This is a genomic window from Chlamydiota bacterium (assembly GCA_016178055.1).
In the GTDB taxonomy this organism is placed as follows: Bacteria; Auribacterota; JACPWU01; order JACPWU01; family JACPWU01; genus JACOUC01.
The window spans coordinates 13,415-32,253 of record JACOUC010000001.1; the positions used below are offsets into that span (position 1 = coordinate 13,415).

At 41.2% G+C, this 18,839-nt stretch carries 19 protein-coding genes and 1 tRNA gene; 14 read left to right on the forward strand and 6 right to left on the reverse strand.

Features of this window, described 5'->3' with window-relative positions; translation table 11 throughout:
- The first annotated feature begins 192 nt into the window (after positions 1-192).
- The 7 genes from HYS07_00075 (at position 193) to HYS07_00105 (ending at position 4,969) form a co-directional block, all read left to right on the forward strand.
- Positions 193-639 carry a transcriptional repressor gene (locus tag HYS07_00075; protein MBI1869570.1) on the forward strand — a complete coding sequence of 149 codons (447 nt, stop codon included), beginning with the start codon at positions 193-195 and terminating at the stop codon, positions 637-639.
- 90 nt (positions 640-729) lie between these two features.
- Positions 730-1,614, forward strand: a complete 885-nt coding sequence (locus HYS07_00080) for a hypothetical protein (GenBank protein MBI1869571.1) — start codon at positions 730-732, stop codon at positions 1,612-1,614.
- A 161-nt stretch (positions 1,615-1,775) separates the two neighbouring features.
- Positions 1,776-2,330 carry an FMN-binding protein gene (locus HYS07_00085; GenBank protein ID MBI1869572.1) on the forward strand — a complete coding sequence of 185 codons (555 nt, stop codon included), beginning with the start codon at positions 1,776-1,778 and terminating at the stop codon, positions 2,328-2,330.
- A gap of 13 nt (positions 2,331-2,343) precedes the next feature.
- Positions 2,344-3,153: an FAD:protein FMN transferase gene (locus HYS07_00090; GenBank protein MBI1869573.1), complete on the forward strand. Its 810-nt coding sequence runs from the start codon at positions 2,344-2,346 to the stop codon at positions 3,151-3,153.
- A 4-nt stretch (positions 3,154-3,157) separates the two neighbouring features.
- A complete protein-coding gene (locus HYS07_00095) occupies positions 3,158-3,601 on the forward strand; it encodes a hypothetical protein (GenBank protein ID MBI1869574.1) in 444 nt (147 codons plus the stop codon).
- 148 nt (positions 3,602-3,749) lie between these two features.
- The gene (locus HYS07_00100) at positions 3,750-4,448 is read left to right on the forward strand and encodes a nucleotidyl transferase AbiEii/AbiGii toxin family protein (GenBank protein ID MBI1869575.1); all 699 of its coding nucleotides are present in this window, start codon (positions 3,750-3,752) and stop codon (positions 4,446-4,448) included.
- Complete coding sequence (locus tag HYS07_00105; protein MBI1869576.1) at positions 4,445-4,969, forward strand: helix-turn-helix transcriptional regulator; 525 nt, start codon at positions 4,445-4,447, stop codon at positions 4,967-4,969. The genes HYS07_00100 and HYS07_00105 overlap by 4 nt, the downstream gene beginning before the upstream one ends.
- Positions 4,970-5,135: 166 nt before the next feature.
- Here the strand turns inward: HYS07_00105 and HYS07_00110 are convergent, their stop codons facing one another.
- The 6 genes from HYS07_00110 to ilvB all read right to left on the reverse strand — a co-directional run bounded on the left by HYS07_00110 (position 5,136) and on the right by ilvB (position 10,544).
- Complete coding sequence (locus HYS07_00110; GenBank protein ID MBI1869577.1) at positions 5,136-5,693, reverse strand: hypothetical protein; 558 nt, start codon at positions 5,691-5,693, stop codon at positions 5,136-5,138.
- Positions 5,690-6,292: a hypothetical protein gene (locus HYS07_00115; protein MBI1869578.1), complete on the reverse strand. Its 603-nt coding sequence runs from the start codon at positions 6,290-6,292 to the stop codon at positions 5,690-5,692. The genes HYS07_00110 and HYS07_00115 overlap by 4 nt, the downstream gene beginning before the upstream one ends.
- Before the next feature lie 53 nt (positions 6,293-6,345).
- Positions 6,346-8,283 carry a phospholipase D family protein gene (locus tag HYS07_00120; protein MBI1869579.1) on the reverse strand — a complete coding sequence of 646 codons (1,938 nt, stop codon included), beginning with the start codon at positions 8,281-8,283 and terminating at the stop codon, positions 6,346-6,348.
- 43 nt (positions 8,284-8,326) lie between these two features.
- Positions 8,327-8,399, reverse strand: a tRNA-Ala gene (locus tag HYS07_00125).
- Between the two features lie 58 nt (positions 8,400-8,457).
- The gene (locus HYS07_00130; GenBank protein ID MBI1869580.1) at positions 8,458-8,784 is read right to left on the reverse strand and encodes a hypothetical protein; all 327 of its coding nucleotides are present in this window, start codon (positions 8,782-8,784) and stop codon (positions 8,458-8,460) included.
- A 59-nt stretch (positions 8,785-8,843) separates the two neighbouring features.
- Positions 8,844-10,544: a biosynthetic-type acetolactate synthase large subunit gene (ilvB, locus tag HYS07_00135; protein ID MBI1869581.1), complete on the reverse strand. Its 1,701-nt coding sequence runs from the start codon at positions 10,542-10,544 to the stop codon at positions 8,844-8,846.
- Between the two features lie 319 nt (positions 10,545-10,863).
- Here ilvB and HYS07_00140 point away from each other — a divergent pair, with 319 nt between their 5' ends.
- Genes HYS07_00140 through nuoB form a run of 7 tightly spaced genes read left to right on the forward strand, consistent with a single transcriptional unit; the run spans position 10,864 to position 18,825 of the window.
- Entirely contained in the window at positions 10,864-11,589 is a 726-nt protein-coding gene (locus tag HYS07_00140; protein ID MBI1869582.1) for a PTS sugar transporter subunit IIA, read from the forward strand.
- On the forward strand, positions 11,589-13,568 hold the full coding sequence (locus tag HYS07_00145) for a hydrogenase (GenBank protein ID MBI1869583.1): 1,980 nt from the start codon (positions 11,589-11,591) through the stop codon (positions 13,566-13,568). The genes HYS07_00140 and HYS07_00145 overlap by 1 nt, the downstream gene beginning before the upstream one ends.
- Positions 13,569-13,572: 4 nt before the next feature.
- A complete protein-coding gene (locus HYS07_00150; protein ID MBI1869584.1) occupies positions 13,573-14,499 on the forward strand; it encodes an NADH-quinone oxidoreductase subunit H in 927 nt (308 codons plus the stop codon).
- Positions 14,496-15,140: a hydrogenase gene (locus HYS07_00155; protein ID MBI1869585.1), complete on the forward strand. Its 645-nt coding sequence runs from the start codon at positions 14,496-14,498 to the stop codon at positions 15,138-15,140. Before HYS07_00150 ends, HYS07_00155 begins: the two co-directional genes overlap by 4 nt.
- 4 nt (positions 15,141-15,144) lie before the next feature.
- Positions 15,145-16,563 carry a hydrogenase gene (locus HYS07_00160; GenBank protein MBI1869586.1) on the forward strand — a complete coding sequence of 473 codons (1,419 nt, stop codon included), beginning with the start codon at positions 15,145-15,147 and terminating at the stop codon, positions 16,561-16,563.
- A 3-nt stretch (positions 16,564-16,566) separates the two neighbouring features.
- Entirely contained in the window at positions 16,567-18,042 is a 1,476-nt protein-coding gene (locus HYS07_00165) for an NADH-quinone oxidoreductase subunit C (protein MBI1869587.1), read from the forward strand.
- A 21-nt stretch (positions 18,043-18,063) separates the two neighbouring features.
- Positions 18,064-18,825, forward strand: a complete 762-nt coding sequence (gene nuoB / locus HYS07_00170) for an NADH-quinone oxidoreductase subunit NuoB (GenBank protein ID MBI1869588.1) — start codon at positions 18,064-18,066, stop codon at positions 18,823-18,825.
- The last annotated feature ends 14 nt before the right edge of the window (positions 18,826-18,839 follow it).

Genomic DNA, 18,839 nt, shown 5'->3' on the forward strand with positions numbered 1-18,839 from the left:
GACGTCAGTTTTTGAAAAGGAATAACCAAGGTCGACACTTGTTGGCAATTGACTCATAGTACTGTCACTATCTCACGTCTTAAAAAAGAAGTCAAATATTTTTATCCTTGACGATTTTTAAATTCTTATTTAGATTATATCCAATTTAGATTAAATCTAAACTAAATACAAATCGTTGTGGATGTGGAGCACATGAAAACAAAAGCTTTAAGTGTGAATCGTTTTAAATCTTTTCTTCAAGAGCGAAGTCTTAAGTTGACGCATGAGCGAAGATGTATTTTTGAAAAGGTATCTCGCTTGAAGGGTCATTTTAATGCGGATTCTCTTTATGAATCACTTAAAGAGGAGAAGGCACGGATTGCAAGGGGGACTGTTTATCGGACTCTTCCACTTCTTCTGGAGAGCGGGGTTATACAAAAATCCGTCGGAGAGGGGAAAAGAGAGTTTTTTGAAAGTCAGGCAGGACGCAAGCATCATGATCATCTCATCTGTCTTCGATGTCACAAGGTGATTGAGTTTCATTCTGATGAAATTGAAAATCTTCAAGATACGATTTGTGCAAGATATGCTTTTGAAATGGTCTTTCACGATCATCGAATGTATGGACATTGCGAGGATTGCCAGCTAAAAAAAGGCTAAATTTTTTTAAAATTTAATTGAGATTTAGTCTCAATTAAAAGTTTTAAAATGAACGTTTAATAACTTTAAAAAAATGAAAAGGAGGTTTTTGTGAAGACGGGTTTTAAAAAGGGTCGGGCGCTCAGGTGTTGGAAAACAGGTTTATTGTTTTTATGCTTAGGGGGCATGGCTTTTTCGACGCCTTCCTATGCGCATGAAAGTATTTTTGCTTGGACTTATACGACGGATTTATTGCCCAAGGGAAGATGGGAGATTGAACATTGGACAACGGCTCGTTTAGAGAAAGAGCATGGGACTTATCAAGTTTTTGATTTTAGAGAAGAATTTGAATATGGGGTTACAGATAATTTTGGTGTGGCCCTCTATTTGAATCATCATGATGTGAATGCAAAAGAGAGCGTTCCTCAAGAAGATCCAAGTAATCCGGGACATCGTTTGCCGGGAAGCTATGAAACAGGAGGTGAGGATGTTCATGCGGATCATGATCCGGAGCTTTCTTTTAACTCTTATCATTTTGAGTCTGTCTCGGTGGAATTGATTTATCGGATTTTAAGTCCTTATAAAGATCCATTGGGATTGGCTTTGTATTTAGAGCCTGAGTTTGGAGATGAAGAGACAGAGATAGAAGGGAAAATCCTTTTGCAAAAAGACTGGTTGGACGATCGGCTGATGTGGGCTCTTAATTTGAATGATGCGCTTGAATTTGAAAAAGCGGAGGAAGAAGGGGAATACGAACGGGACGGAATGTTTGAATGGTTTACAGGGCTTTCGTACCGCTTTATTTCAAACGGGTCCTTCGGTTTGGAATTTTGGAATCACCATGAGTTTAGAGATGCGACCGAGCATGAGCATTCCGCTTATTTTATAGGACCTACGCTTCACTACGGCGCTAAAAACTGGTGGGCCACTTTAGGTTTTTTACATCAGTTGCCTGTCGGTCAAGCCTTCTCAGAAGACAATAAAGAATGCCTATAGTGATGGTTATATTTATGGTGAAGAGCATGAGAAGTATTACATTCGCTTGAAAGTGGGATTTAATTTTTAGTTTAAAAGAATGATAATGAGCGTAGCATTAAAAATTTTGAATTTTAGTATGTCATTTTGATTTTTGGATTTTAAATTTAAAATAAGGTCTTATGAGAAAAATAAATATTTCAAAGAAAACTTTGCGATGGCTTACGGTTCCTGGCCTTGTGGTTGTTGTCAACAGCGCCTCCTACGCAGAAATTTATTTAACAATCGAACAGGCAAAGCAGGTCATTTTTCCAGATGAAACATTAACGAATATCTCGTTCGTTTTGACGGATGCCCAGTGTAAAGAAATACTAAAAAAAAGCGGGATATCTGTTAGACGAAAGGAAGTCAAAGCCTGGCGTACTTCGCAAGGTGATTATTTAATTGTGGATGAAGTTTTAGGAAAGCATGAATATATTACATATGCTGTGGGGATTAATTATGATGGAGGAGTTCGTCAAATCGAAATTATGGATTATAGAGAAACTTATGGTTATCAGATTAAAAATAAGGACTGGCGAGATCAATTTGTCGGGAAGAAAAGTAATGATCCTTTTAAGCTGAATCAGGATATTAAAAATATCAGCGGAGCAACGCTTTCTTGCCGTCATGTGGCAGATGGGGTGAAGCGTGTTTTGGCCTTATATGAACTCGTTCTTAGCAAACAACAGAATTAGAAGACTCCGACCTTTGCTCGGAACCTTTGTTGAGATCTCACTTTTGGAGCCTGAATCTTTAAAGGCTCGGAAGGCTCTTGCTCTTGCTTTTAAAAAAATCGATCGCGTTCATCAGTTGATGAGTTTTCATGACAGAAAAAGTGATGTATCAAGATTAAACCGTCTTGCCTTTAAAAGGCCTATCAAAGTTAATTCCTGGACTTGTCAGGTGCTAAGAGAAGCCGTTCAGCTTTCTTTTATCACGAAAGGAGTTTTTGATTGCACCGTTGCACCCAAATTAGTTGAGTGGGAATATTTACCGCAAGTAAAATTAAAGACCTTCAATAAAGTAGGATCGTATAAGGATATTGAGTTTTTAAAAAATAAAAAAATTTATTTTAAATCTCCTCTCATGATCGATCTTGGCGGGATTGCGAAAGGTTTTGCGGTTGATCAAGCCGTAGCCCTTCTCCAAAAAAAAGGAATTAAATCAGGATCGGTGAATGCGGGCGGGGATTTAAAGATTTTTGGAAAAGCAAGTCAACCACTTTATATCCGGTCTCCAAAGCAATTATCCAAACTTATTTTTATCGGAGAAGTAAAAAATATTTCAGTAGCGACTTCTGCTCATTATTATTCAAGAAGAGAATTTAAAGGACGCGTAGTCACACCCATTGTGAACCCTTTTCGAGGGAGGGCCTGTTTGAAGCGCTGGAGCGTTTCTGTTTTTAATCATTCTTGCATGATCGCGGATGGATTGACAAAAGTAGTGATGTTGAAAGGGAAAGAGGCAAAACCTTATCTAGAGAAACTTAATGCACAAGCCCTGATGATTAAAAACTAAAGTTATGAAAATACCTAAAATATATCGCCGCTCCCTTTACATCAGCATGAGCCTCCTTTTCCTAACGGGTCTTGTGGCGTGGATTGCTTATTTAGGTATCAGTCCAGAAACAGAAACGACCGGCCTGCTTTATTTAATTCGATCGACCGGCTTAAAAATCCATGGGGGAATGGCCATGATTGTTTTAATTGTTCTGGGTGCCCTCATTCCAAATCATATTGTAAAATCATGGAAAATAAAAAAGAATAAGCCAAGCGGAACAATACTTGTTTCTGTACTTGTTGTTTTAATTCTAACAGGGTATTTCTTGTATTACTCTGATGAGGTCTTAAGAAATATTTCAAGTATGATTCATATTGCGCTGGGACTTCTCTTTCCTGTTTTTCTCGTTGGACATATTCTGAGCAGTCGTACTTATCGACATAAGAAGAAAAATCCTAGGATTTAATTTGAGTGGCTATCGTTAGTTAGAGAAATATCGTAAAAGATAACTCTGTTACTTTATTGTAAATTTTTTAAAAAATACTAGCTATAGCTTTTTCAAATTGAATTTTAAACAAGTAAATGCTATTTTACTAGGTATGACTAGTAATAATATGAAAATAGACCGATTGATCCGTGTGCAAAAGGACATCTTGGATAGGGTGGCTGAGCAATATCCAGAACTCTATCTTGTTGGAGGTACAGCGATCAGTCTTCTATACCGTCATCGTGTTTCTGAAGATCTTGATTTCTTTTCTCAGGATTACACCCCAAAATTTCATAAAAAGATTGTTCAATTTGTTCGAAGGGAGACGGGATATACCTATACTTTGATTGAAGAAGAGACACGTAAAAACTATGTGAACATGGCTGTTTATGAATTTGAGGTAGGGCATGGACTGATTCTTAAGATTGATTTTGTACGTGACTTTACACCTTTACTTAAAGTCAGACAAGAAAGCGGCATTGCTTCAGTAGATGATGTCTACTACCGGAAAATTCTAGCAGTGATTGGATGGAAATCTAGCCAATCTATTGTTGGAAAAACATTGGCAGGGGGAAGACAAAAGACCAAAGATCTTTTTGATATTTTCTATTTGTCTAGCCAGGTTGAACATTTAAGTGAGTGGTTTCCAAAGTATTTTGATCAAGCCTCCTATGAAAGACTGGTGTCTTGGTATTTGGGGATTCAAAAACAAAAAACCGTCATGGAACTTTTAGATCTCGTGGATAGATGTGATACAAAAGCCATTTTTAGACATCTGGATGAAGAAATCATTCATCAGCTGAATAGAAAGTATATTCAAATATGAAAAGAAGAAATTGGTATTGGGATATTCGCGTCCCCTACGAAAAGATAAAAAAGGTATTGCTTCGTGAGGATGATCCTCGTTTTCCTGCAATGGCAGGTGTACTTTTGTCCAGGGTGAGAGATCCCAAAGAGGTGTTTAAGCTGATTTCTCCGAATGCTTTTTGTAGAAGATACAGGGCAATTGAAAAAGAAATTCTTTCTGATGAATGGACAAAGGATAAATCCTTATTTTGGAGAGCGATTTTCCTTCGCCTTGTTAAGGAACTCAAAGAAAAAGGGGAGAAGGTTAGACAACCTGCAATTATTAAACTGGACGAATTTGATCGTCACTTAATTGAAAAAGTGAGGCAGCATCGCAAAAATGCCTTGATGACGCAAAAGGAATTGGCCAACTTTATGGGATGCACTCAGCAGTACATCTCAGGCATTGAAAAAGGTCGGGAGAAAATCAGCATTGAATTTTTGAAAAAATTAGCCCAGGTCAGTAGGGAAGAGATAAATATTGTGTTTGGGGGAAATTAGATTGTCATACCTACTTTGTAATATGTCTGATAGGATGAGAAAATGAAGCGTTTAGCAATGACAGGGATATTCTTATTTTGTGTCTCCTTCGCTATGACAGGTGAAGAGTCAAGACTTGCCTACGAGGATACGAAGTTAGGAGTGATATTTCCAAAAGTATAATGGGCTAAGCGAAGATAAGTCTTCCCGACTTCACGGTGATTGTTTTAGAAAAAAACATTTGAAAAGCAAGCTTCACGTTGTTCAGACAGCCTGAGGTGTTTTTAACTTCTTTAAGATTTTGATTAAGTATTTTTAGTAATTTAGTTGCTTCTATATACCCCTTTTCAACCAATGATTGCATATCCTCAAGGTCCTTGGGTTCAAGTCTAGGAAGCTTAGAAACAAAAATGTCGTAGGGGTCCGCAACTTTAAGAGTAATAAACTTAAACCCAAGGTCTAATATTTTTGTTCGTAGTCTCCAGTCTTTAGAAATTATAAGATTTATTTCTGGTAAATCAGAGAGATAAACGTGATATTTTTGGGCAACTTTAGAGTCTGGGCCGAAAGAAGAAATAACTTGGGAATAAGTATCGACAAGGTCAAGATCAAAAGTCCTATTTTCATGATCATACGCCAAAGTAATTGCAGCGCCTCCGAAAAGATAGAAGGTGAGTGGTTGTGCCAAACTCATGTCAACTTCTTTTAAAAAAGCAAGAATTTGTTTGTGGCCTGCGGGGTTCATAAGAATTTTCTCTTGATCGCTGTAAGGTCGCAATCGTAAATAAACCATTTTTTACCAATGGGTGTTTGCTGTTTTATAAGGTATTTCTTCCCGTTCGACCATCGATTGAGCGATTCAAAAATGTCACACAAAAAATCCCACTTTCTCCTTTCTGGTTCAATGGTTGGGGTGAAATTGGAGATTTCCATTAGCCAGCCTATCCTGTTTTTTAGTTTAGACGAGGCGTGAAGAGAAGAGGTAAGTTGAAGTTGAAATAGGATGATGATATTGGATAGAAAAGCAAGTGTTCGAGTGTTCAATGACTTTGCTTGGAGAATTAAGGGAATAATTGATTGGAAAAACTCTCGTTCCACTGGGATTTTTTCAAAATAACACTTCCATAAGAAGTTTATCCAAACAGGGGAGTTTTGCGTTGCAGTTTCTTCTTGGAAAACATCTAAAATTAGTTGGGTATGCGTTCCATTTGGATCTTGACGATGTGCCAACCAATGTGAAATGGTAAGAGCCGGGACCTCTAGTCGCCTAGCCCACCAAGCCTTTCTTCCAAAGCCATGCTCACGACAATCCTCTTTTAGGTGCTTAGATACCTGATTTAGCATAGCTTTATAATATATATGAAAACATATATATTCAATAACTTTCTGAGAGAATGTTAACCCCGTCTTCTAAAAACACGGGAAAGCCAGGATGTTTTGGGGGGGAGGGTCCCATTCAGCCAGAAGTGAAATTCCTTGGGGCTTTCAATGATGAGCGTCTTTCCACGGAGGCGATTCTTGACGGTTTGGGGAAGCGCCCCTTGATATTCCCTGACTTCGTGATGCTGGAGGTCATCTGAAAATTCGACGAGCAGGCGATCTCTTTCGTTTTTGATTTTGGCTTTTTTTAACTGTCCCAGCACATCTTTCCAGGAACGTCGACCCGGGTCATAAAGCCGCTCAATAGGTTCATGAGGAAAAAAATCAGGTACGGGAGTTCCAGAAAATTCATAAATCTTCTTCATGACCCAGCGTGCCAAATAGAGTTCGTCATCGCCTGCAACCTCTGTTTTGTTCAGGGCCTCTAGGTAAAGCTTTGAGAACCAGCGAAAGATTCTATTTTCACGAGTGAAGATCTGGGCCAACTCTGCTTTGTTCTTTTCGTTCGGTGCAAAATGAACATCAAAATCAACACGCTTCAAACGCGACTTTGCCCAATCTTTTAAATTAAAGATATTCGAGGACATCAAAATCTGGGGACAGACGCATGCCTCTTCCCACCACACCTCCCAAAATGATTTCGAAACCTCCTCAAAGCTCCCCTTTTGGGTCGGGGCTAAATCATCAAAAATAAGAGGGAAGACGGTTCCAATGGAAAGGGCGCTCAGAATTTTCCGTTTCGAGAAATCACTTCCTGAGAAGGGTTGCAGGTGATATCCGGTCAAGAGTTTTAGGGCAAAACGTAAAAAAGTAGATTTCCCATTTTGAGAAGGGCCGTAGATGTAAAGAAACCGGGGACCTCTTCTATCCAGGACGCCAAATTTTCTGCGTTTCATTTTCATGTATTCATGCGAAAAGGGAGAAGCAAAAATATAGAGCAGGGCTTCGTACATGTTCGTCTTCGTGAGTTTTGGGTCAGGAGATTGCCCCCAATCCACAGTGTTCAAATAAGCCTCCAGATGAACCAGGGTTTGCCCAACCTCTTGCTTTTCCGGGAGAGGCTCTGAACAGGTCTCAACTTTTCCATGAATTCCTAAACGAAGTGATGTCTTCTCCAAATCCACATGCATCAGGGGAAAACCATGACTTTCCTGGATATAGCGGATGAAAGAGGCGCTGTCAATTTGAAGATCTTGTTGGGTTCCTACAGGGTTCACCGGTGAGAGAAATCGCTCGATGCGGCGACGGCTTAATGTTTCTCCCGGTAAACGGACGGTGATCAGGGCCTCTTCACGTATTTCCCAGGCCTGAAGGGCACTCGCCGAGATTTCTTGCAAAACCTTTTTAAGTTCTTGATCCAGGTTCTCATCTATTTTTCCCCTTAACCATAGATCAATCACTTCCTGCTTGGGGGTCTCCTGACGATTTTGCAATAGCTCCATTAAATCGCCCATAAAGACACTCGAACCCTTCAAATGATTTTCGTAATCCTCTTTGACCTGTTCGAGCCAGGGATGGTTCCCAGAAACATCTGTAAACCAGGCATAATTCATTTGCCGACTGGCTTGACGGGCCGTCTCGGTCAGGTTGGCGCTGGTCAGGATAATACGTGTCACTTCTTTTCTCTCAAGGAGGTATAACTTGGTATGGATCGTTTTGGGTGGAATATAAATGCGCAATATTCCTTTCTCTATCCGGTCTGTTAACTGTTCAATCACGCCCATTCCTTTTTGCTCGAGGGCCTGCCGATAAGGTTCCGAAAGGTTTTCACCTACGAGAATCTCAACATGTTCATAACCCCGCCTTTCGAAAAATTCTAAGATGAGGTCGGGAGATGCCACATAGGAAATCGCTTTGAGTGAGGTAAAACCTTCAAACAATTCGTCGAAATCTTTACGCCGATAGATGAGGCGGGTTTGAAACAACGTTTCTGTAAACAAGGTCATTGGGTTCATGACAAAGATTATTCTACATGAAATACGGATTTTTAAAAACTTTTGGAGCTGATCGGGATCGAACCGACGACCTCCTGAATGCCATTCAGGCGCTCTACCAACTGAGCTACAGCCCCCTGTAAAGCCAATCCAAAATAAGGATCTTCAAACTTTAGTTCATCGCACCGCGTTCCTTCAAAATTCTTTCCGATTCAGAAATGAGAAGTCAAAGAGAAATTCCTTGTAAACTATTTTGAATGAATGCAGTTTTAGACCAAATGGGATGCTTAAGGATTTTCTCAGGGATGATCCGAGGAGAGATATAGACATCATAATTAAATTGATTTCGAAAGCTGTGTCTAACAAATTATTTTTAACCTTTAAATTTACTTTATCAAGGATAACCAGGAGGTCAATATCTGACCCTACTACATCTTTCCGAGTTGCTTTTGAACCAAAGAGTTTGATGTCCCTAAGTCGGTTTCCAAAGGACTTTTTCGCTTTTTTAGAAAACTCTCTCACTGCGATAAAATTTTTTTCTTTTAGAAATCCGAGTTTATTTTATGCCTTTTTCATAGAATTTACTCAATAATAATATCCTTCACCGTTTTTCCGCCGGGGATCATGGGGAGGACATGCTCTTGATAGGGGACAATAATATCCAAGAGGTAAGGTCCGTCGTGAGCCAACATTTTTTCAAGCGCTCCTCGCAAGTCTTTTTTATGAATAACTTTCTGAGCCTGAATTTTAAAGGATTCGGCCATTTTGACAAAATTTGGATAACTGTGCTGGGGGTCTGTTGGATCCGCCAAACTCGGATCTCCAATAAAAGTATGTCCGCGATTTCCTTTGTAAAACCGGTCTTCCCATTGAACAACCATTCCAAGATGCTGGTTATTTAAAATGACAATTTTCACGTCCACTTTGTCAATATACGCCGTTGCCAATTCTTGAACATTCATGACAAAACTTCCGTCCCCATCAATATCGATAACGGTTTGTTTGGGACAGGCAAGCTTTGCACCAATGGCTGCAGGAAGGCCAAATCCCATGGAACCCAATCCAGCCGAGGTAATGAAAGAACGTGGCTTCGTATATTTGATAAACTGTCCCGCCCACATTTGATGCTGACCGACGCCCGTCGTAATAATGGCCTCTCCATGCGTGAGTTGATCAATTTGCTCAAGAACATATTGAGGCATGATTTTGTCTGAATGATCTTTGTATTTAAAGGGGAATTCGCTCATCCATTTTTGAATTTTCTGATGCCATCCCGTGTATTCGCGGCTTTTTACCTTTTTGCTAATGGCTTTTAAGACCTCTTTGATATTTCCAACGACAGGAATGTGCACAACTTTATTCTTGTTAATTTCAGATGGGTCAATATCCACGTGAACAATGGTTCCGTGACTGGCAAATTCTTCCACTTTTCCGGTGACGCGATCATCAAAACGAACGCCAAAAGCCAAGAGAAGATCAGCCTCGTCAACAGCATAGTTTCCGGCAACAGTTCCGTGCATGCCAAACCACCGCATCGAAAGGGGATGAGTTTCGGGAAAGCATCCAATTCCCATTAAGGTTGTCGTGATGGGTATATTCGATTTTTTCACAAAATCTAGCAATTCATCCGAGGCGGCGGAAGAAATGATTCCACCACCCGCATAAATAACGGGTTTTTCACATGTTTCAATCGCCTTCAGGATTTGCTCGATTTGAGCCTCTGAAACAGGGTACTCGAGTTTGTAGCCTTTAAGTTCTATTTTTTCAGGAAAATGGGGGATGCATTCTGCTTGCTGAATATTTTTAGGAATATCCACAACGACAGGGCCCGGACGTCCCGTGGAGGCAATGTAAAAAGCCTCTTTAATAATACGTGGCAATTCTTCAATGCTTTGAACCAGATAATTATGTTTAACAATGGGCCGAGTAACTCCCACGATGTCTGTTTCCTGAAAGGCATTTTTACCAATAAAATGTTGAGGGACTTGACCTGTAATGGCCACAAGCGGAATTGAATCCATGTAGGCGTCCGCGATTCCTGTGATTAAATTAGTGGCTCCAGGGCCTGAAGTTGCAATGCAAACGCCCACTTTTCCTGAGGCCCGTGCGTACCCTTCAGCTTCAAAAACTCCTCCTTGCTCATGACGGGGGAGAATGGTCCGAATTTTTTTAGAGCGGGTAAGGGCCTGATGGAGCTCCATGCTGGCCCCACCGGGATAAGCAAAAACAATATCCACTTCTACTTTTTCAAGCGCAGTGACAACAATGTCTGCACCCTTCATTTTGTTATACTCTGTCATTGTAAAAGCTCCATTAAAACGGTAGCGCAGCCTATCATATTTGATGGATGAAGGGGTAGTGATTTTTTGAAGAAGTAAAGAAAAATAAGAAGTTTGGGGAAGGGATAGGGAAGGATTGACGAGCACTGTTTTTTTATGTATATATGACAATATGTGTATGTATTCATATAGAGTTCTTATTCACTGTTAATTTCTAAAAAGGAGAAGTTTTGTGCTATTGCCCAAGGATTCACTCGTTCGCGCAGAGCAACTTTTGAACGAGAAAAAGTAGCGATGGCTTGTCAGGGGAGGGCTATCTTGTATGCAGATTTCTGTCCTTGATATCATGAGAATCTTCGATGCCGAAGAGAAGACGATCTATGAATGGATTGCCAAAAAAGGCATGCCTTGCATCAAAGTAAACGAGCAGTACCGCTTCAATTATATTGAGCTTCTGGAGTGGGCGCTTGAAAATAAGATGGTGCTTACGACCGATATTTTGGCGCTTGGAGAACGGGAATCAACCCAGTCTGAAGTTTTAGCTGAAGCGCTTAAATGGGGTGGCATTTACTATGATGTTCCAGGAAAAACACGGGAAGAAGTTCTTGAAAATGTTGTAAATCTTCTTGTCTTTCCTGCTGAAGTGGACAAAAAATCCCTTCTTGAGATGCTGATTGCCAGAGAAATAATGGAATCAACAGCTATCGGAAACGGAATTGCGCTTCCTCATTTGAGAAATCCGGTTATTCTTAATATTGATGAACCGTTTGCAGCTTTGTGTTTTCTGAAAAATGCAGTTGATTTTAACGCCTTTGATCGTGAGCCTGTATCCGTTCTTTTCGTATTGATCAGCCCCTCAACCAAAATGCATCTCCTCCTGATGTCGCGTCTTTCCTTCTGTCTTCAGGATTCAGGATTCAAGAAATATTTGCGTATAAAAGCATCAAAAAAAGAGCTCATTGCAGAAACAATTATTATAGAATCTCGTCTGGTCTTGCAAAGAAAAGCAAGTGATGGAAAGTCTGTCGAAAAAAGAGGAATGACCTGATGAAATTCTTTCTCGTAAGTTTGTCAATTCTGATACTTTCGGGATTCATGGTTCTCTCCTTGGGGCATTTTAAAAAACTGTGTCATGGAATATTTCTCGTTTCATTGACCGCTGCCAGCAGTTTGGTTCTGATTTCATCCTTTTTCGCGTTACGCACAAGCTTTCAGGGGGATTTTCTCCTACCCTGGTCGGTTCCTTTGGGCCAATTCAGAATGGGTCTTGATCCTCTAAGCGCTTTTTTCTTGATCACCATCGCCTGTGTTGTTTTAGCAGCGGGTTTTTATGGATGTGGTTATTTACGGGGACATGGCGAAAAAAAGAATATCGGTGTCCATTATTTTTTCTATCTGTTTTTGACCCTGTCTCTCTTCTTGGTTGTGGCTGCCAGAAATGCAGTTCTTTTCTTGGCTGCCTGGGAACTCATGACCGTCTTTGCTTATTTTTTGATTACCTACTCTGATGAAAAAAAATCTGTAAGGCAGGCGGGATATCTTTATCTTACTGCAAATCACTGCGGGGTTTTTTGTTTATTGGCAATGTTCATGATGATGGGGAATTTTGCAGGCTCAATGGATTTTAATCAAATGGCGGCAGCCCATTATACTCCAACATTTCTTGCCGTTTTTTTTATTCTGGGCCTAATGGGTTTTGGGGTCAAGGCCGGATTCTTTCCGATTCATATATGGCTTCCTCATGCGCATCCGGCGGCTCCGAGTCACATTTCTGCGGTCCTTTCAGGGGTGGTTCTAAAAATGGGAATTTATGGAATTTTAAGAATGATTTCTATGATTGATGTTCCTCAGTGGGGAGGACCTCTGGTGCTTTTTATAGGCGCAGTTTCAGGCGTTCTTGGTGTTTTGTATGCCCTTGGACAGCATGAAATCAAGAAGCTTTTGGCTTATCACAGTATTGAAAATATCGGCATTATTGCCCTGGGAATCGGAATGGGATTGATTGGGAAGGCCTATCACAATAACCTTATTTCGATCATCGGTTATGCAGGGGCCTTATTGCATGTTTTTAATCATGCGGTTTTTAAGGGCTTGCTCTTCTTAAGCGCAGGATCTGTAATACGTTCAACTGGAACAGGTGAATTGGACCAGATGGGAGGGCTTTTGAAATCTCTTCCCTGGACAGGGCATCTTTTTCTAGTTGGTTCTTTATCGATCGCAGGCTTTCCTCTATTGAACGGGTTTATCAGCGAGTGGATGATTTATCGATCTTTTCTTGAAGGAATGATTCATTTTGGAAAAACGGGTATTATTTTGTCTGTTTTATCCATGATTTCTCTTACCCTTATTGGGGGACTGGCTGCGGTTTGCTTTGCAAAGGCTTTTGGTGTCGTTTTTCTGGGGAAGGCAAGATCCCATCATGAAGCACCCGTTAAGGAAAATTCGTGGGTCATGCGAGGGCCGATGGTGATTTTAGCGGCAATATGTTTGTGGGTCGGGCTTTCCCCAAAAACCCTTCTTCTTTTCTCACTAAAAGGTGTTTCTGTTATGACAGCAACGGATGCTGGTCAAATGGAAATGATTCTTCAGCCTATTCTTTTCGTTGTTAAAACTTTATTTTTATTTTTATCAATTTTGTGTTTGCTGGCTTTATTCAAACGATTATTGTTTCGGTGCGTTCCTCCTCGGTATCAAGAAACATGGGGTTGCGGCTATACGCTTCCTTCGCCTCGAATGCAATACACCGCTTCATCTTTTGCCGATCCTGTTCTTCGATTTTTTAAGTCCTTGGTTTTTTTTAAAGAATATGGCAAAAGCTGCACGGATTATTTTCCAAAGGAAGTAAGTCTTTTGTCGAAAGTCGTCGATGGGCCGGAGCATTTTATTTTCCGTCCTCTTTTATCTATATTAAGAAAATTTTCCGGGAAGCTTCTTAAATTGCAAAGCGGTTACATTCCGCAATATTTGCTCTATATTCTTTTGGCGGTTGTTGCCCTTTTACTCTGGAAATTTCCATGGAGTTCATAAAAAAATGATCGACGCGATACCTGTCTTATTGCGTTTTGCGATAGGTCTTTTATTTCCGCCCTTTTTGCTTGGCATCATTGCAAAAACAAAGGCCTTTTTTGCGGGGAGAAAAGGCCCGCGTCTTTTGCAGGTCTGTTACGATATTTTAAAATTAACGCGAAAGGGGAGTGTTTATAGTCCAACAACGACTTGGATTTTTCGAGTGGCACCTTTAGTTTTTGTTGCAGCCATGTTCGTAAGTACTTTGTTAATGCCCTTTGGCGCCCTGAAGGCTCCCATTCAATTTTATGGAGATGTACTTCTTTTCGTGGGTCTTTTTGCCCTGACCCGTTTTTTGATGGTGTTGGCGGCCCTGGATACCGGATCCAGTTTTGAAGGAATGGGCGCAAGCCGTGAAGCCGCTTTTTCATGTTTATCGGAAATCGCCCTCTTTTTAAATTTAACGGTTCTTGTAATCTTGTCTAAAAATTTTTCCTTATCGACCCTCCTTGGGGGATATACCAGATCTTCATGGATCAACGCAGGGCCATCTTTGATTTTGGTGGTCATCAGTTTTTTTATGATCCTCTTGGTTGAAAATGCAAGAATTCCGATTGATGATCCTGATACGCATCTGGAATTGACAATGATTCATGAAGTGATGATTCTGGACCACAGCGGACCGGATCTTGCCTTTATTCTGTATGGAGCTTGCCTAAAACTTTTTGTTTTGGGAAGCTTCCTGGCTTCATTGCTTCTTCCTTTTCGATTTCATGATGATTGGATCAATGCGGCTGTATTTTTGGGCGCAATGATTGGACTTGCCGTGGTCATTGGAATTGTCGAGTCCAGTATGGCGCGGCTGCGGCTCAATCGTGTTCAATCTTTTATTACAGTCGCCATCGTTCTGGCATCTTTTGCTTTGATCATTGTTTTATCGAGGACTTTATGAACCCTGTTTGGCTGGATAGGATGCTGGCCGTCATTGTGGTTTCGGCGATTTGTCTTTTAGGGATAAGCCGCATCGGATCGATTATTAAACTTTTTGCAATACAATCTTTAGTTTTATCTATCATTCCTTTTTTGATGAATGGCCCATTGGGTGTCCACAGAATTGCGCTTGCGCTTGTTACCTTTTTTCTTAAAGTGATCATCATTCCCATGATCCTTTTTTGGGCTGTTCGGCATGTCGCAATCCGCCGCGACTCACCGGGTCTTTTTGGTATCAGCATCAGTCTTTTACTTGGGGGATTTTTAGTTGGCCTTTCTTTTTTTCTATCGTCGTGTCTGGTTCTATCTGAAAAACCTTTTTCGGATCTCTTGATCCCTTCAGCTTTTTCAACCCTCTTTATTGGATTATTGCTTCTCATCAGCCGGACCAAGGCGATTACTCAGGTCGTCGGCTATCTGGTGATGGAAAACGGTATATTTCTTTTTGCTCTTTTGCTTTTTGATGTTACGCCCCTTCTGGTTGAGTTGGGAATTTTTTTGGATATTTTTGTCGGAGTTTTTATTATGGGAATTGTCATTAACCATATTCAAAATGAATTTGACCATACGGACACATCGCAGTTCACGGCGTTGAAAGGCTAAGGATATGATTTTTTTTATTTTGGGATTGCCCCTGGCGGGTGGAGCCTTGGCTTTCATGCTTCCTATAAACCGATCAAGAAGTATTCTTCTTTTTTGTGTTTCGTTGATCCATTTATTGAGCGTGGGAAGTTTTTGGATTAATCGGCCGTCGAGTGTCTTGAGCGGTTTTCTCGATCTTGATTCATTCGGGATCATTGTTCTTTCTATTTTCAGTCTGCTTTTCTTTGCGGTTTCCCTCTATTTGCCAAGCTATATTCAAAATGAAAAAGGGCGTTCTAATCGTGTTTTTGCAGGGTACCTTTTGCTACTTCTTTTCTCAATGACACTGGTTTCTCTGAGTCAGCATCCAGGGCTGTTTTGGGTAGCGGTTGAATCAACCACACTGTTAACGGCACCCTTAATTAATTTTCACCGACGGGCTTTGGCGCTTGAAGCAACCTGGAAATATCTCGTGATTTGCTCTGTTGGGATTGCCCTGGCGCTTTTAGGAACTTTCTTTTTGGCCATCTCCGCCATTCAACTCAAGAGCCTCCTTTTTAACGAGATTGTTCATCAAGCCTCTTTGCTTTCAATTCCATGGTTAAAATTGAGTGCCATTTTTCTTGCCGTTGGTTACGGCACAAAAATGGGACTTGTTCCAATGCATAGCTGGAAACCAGATGCCTATGGAGAAGCCCCGGGTCCTGTGGGGGCCTTACTCTCTGGAGGGCTGACGAATTGCGCCTTTTTAGCCTTCTTGAGGTTGATTCAGATTTGTAACAGTGCGGATCAAACAGAATTTTTACGACCGGTGTTATTGATTTTTGGAATGGCTTCAATCGCCCTGGCTGCTTTTTCCATGCTGGGTCAAGCAGATTTCAATCGGCTGCTAGCCTACTCCAGCATTGAACACATGGGAATTCTTATTCTGGGTCTGGGCCTTGGGGGGGCTGGCTTTTATGGAAGTCTATTTCATGCAATCAATCATGCGTTTTCAAAGGGACTGATCTTTTTAGTCTCGGGCAATATTTATCAAAAATACCGCAGTAAGCGTGTTGACAACATTCAGGGTGTTTTAAGATCATCGCCTTTTACAGGAGGATTTTTGATCGCTGCGATGTTCGCAGTAACAGGGATTCCTCCCTTCGGTACTTTTTTCAGTGAATTGATGATTTTAAGCGCTGCCCTGAAAGCCCATGATTACGGGTTGGCTTTTTTCTATCTCTTTTTCTTGTCCATTGTTTTTATTGCGATCGCAAATACCATTTTAAAAATGGCCAGAGGACTCCCTCCGGATACATGGAATGAACATTCAAAAAATGAGTCTTGGGGCAGTCTATTGCCGCTCTTGTTGTTAGGAGGAATTGTGTTCCTGCTAGGATGTTATGTCCCTTCGTTTTTGGATCGAATGCTTCTTAAATCCAGTGGAATTTTAGGGGGATAATCAATGCCAACTCGTAAATTAACGGTGCGAAACAATCAAAGTTGGGAGTTAGAGAGAGTTCCTGTGTTTGAGGAAGAACTATTTATCAAACGAGTTTTAGATGAAAGTAGAGCAGGGGCCCGACTTGCTAATTTTTTTGGGTTTCCTGATAAAAATGGAAATATTCAGATTTTTGCCTTGCTCGGTCAAGACGAGGATTCCAGGTTGAGCCTTCTTTCGTTTAAAGTTTCTAAAAATACCTCCATTTTTAAATCGTTAACGCCCAATCTCCCTCAGGCCCAGGGTTTCGAGAGGGAAGTCGCTGAGCAGTATTCGATGATGCCAGAAGGACATCCCTGGCTTAAACCGATTCGTCGTCTCATCTCAGAAAACGCAGGTTTTTTTCATGCCCAGGGCGAAGAGATTCATGAGGTAGCGGTTGGACCTGTCCATGCAGGGATTATAGAGCCAGGACATTTTCGGTTTCAGTGTCATGGCGAAAGAATTTTAAATTTGGAGATACAGTTGGGTTATCAGCATCGGGGAATTGAACAGATGCTGTTGGAAGTTTCTCCTGATCGAAAAGTGCTGTTGGCAGAATCAATTGCGGGAGACACGGTGATTGGACACACAATCGCTTATTGCAGCGCCATGGAGTCTTTGGCTTCACTTCACATTTCTCCCAGGGCTGAGGCCTTGCGGGCCGTTGCGCTAGAGCTTGAAAGACTGGCCAATCATGCAGGGGACTTAGGCGCCTTGGGCAACGATATTGGATTCTTATCGACTGCGGCCTATTTCGGAAGATTGCGGGGCGAGTTTTTAAATCTACTCATGGAACTCACGGGTAACCGCTATGGAAGGAGTTTTTGCAGGCCTGGGGGTGTGCTTTTTGATATGGATTCAAAAATGATTAAAGAATTCAAAAACCGTTTATCAAAGGCCAAAGGGGAGATGCAGGAAGTTTCGGATCTTTTTTTTACGAAGCCTTCGGTTCTTTCCCGATTAGAAAATATAGGTGTTGTCTCTTCTGAAATGGTTAAGAAACTTGGTTTTGTCGGTCTTACAGCCCGTGCTGCAGGGTGTGAGCGTGATGTTAGAATGGATTACCCTCATGGAATGTACCGTTTTCATCAGATCCCGATATCCCTGGCCAATTCTGGAGATGTGTATTCCCGTGCGGTGATCCGCTGGCTTGAATCCCAAAGATCGATCGATTTTCTGCTAGAGTTATTAGAGCAAATGCCCAAAGGTGGGCTTTTGACAGCGATGCGTCCTCTCAAAGAAAATCACATGACTTTTTCGATGGTTGAAGGCTCCAGAGGAGAGATTATCCATGGGGTGATCACAGGAGTGAATTCTCAAATTGTTCGTTATAAAATTAAAGATCCTTCCTTTAATAATTGGCTCGCATTAACCTTGGCGGTTCGCGATGCTCAAATATCCGATTTTCCACTTTGTAATAAAAGCTTTAATTTGTCTTACGCAGGGCATGATCTATAACTTTGGGAGAAAAATATTTTTATGTGGCAAATATTAAAAAATAGAATCAAGCAGGGCTACCGGACAAGCCGATATCCAAAAGAGGAACCTGTATTTCCCAGTCGATTTCGGGGCAAGCCTGTTCTTAGAAATATCGAGATGAATGCTTCTCTTGAAAATAATTTTCAAAAAGAGAAAGACGCAACAGGCTCCATATCCTGGGGCAACACCCCTTCGGTTGATATGGGCAAATTATTATTTAACGAAGACCTTAAAGAGGCTTTACCATCAGGATCTTTTGAATATTCAAACGATTATCGAATGGCGGTATCGAGACGCGAGGACCTTATTCTTCAAGGGGATGAACTCAAACTTGCGAGCGCTCTTAATTGCAAAATGAAAAAAATATTAGGCCACTCGCTCAGATTAAGAGAAGTCTCTGCCGGAAGCTGTGGCGGATGTGACGCCGAGGTGCAAGCGCTTGGAAATGTTGTTTTTGATCTATCGAGATTTGGAATTGGATTTGTTGCATCTCCCCGTCATGCGGACGGGCTTCTGGTAACCGGTCCCGTCACAAAAAACATGAAACTTGCCTTAAAAAAGACCTATGAAGCCCTGCCAGATCCAAAGATTGTGATTGCAGTTGGGGCCTGCGCAGCGAGTGGCGGGCCTTTCATGGGGGGCCCAGAGGTTTCAAATGGGGTTGATTCCATCATTCCTGTGGATTTGTATGTCCCTGGTTGTCCTCCTCATCCACTGACTATTCTTGATGGTTTATTGAGATTGCTGGGCCGATTAGGTTAGAATTGTTTATGAGG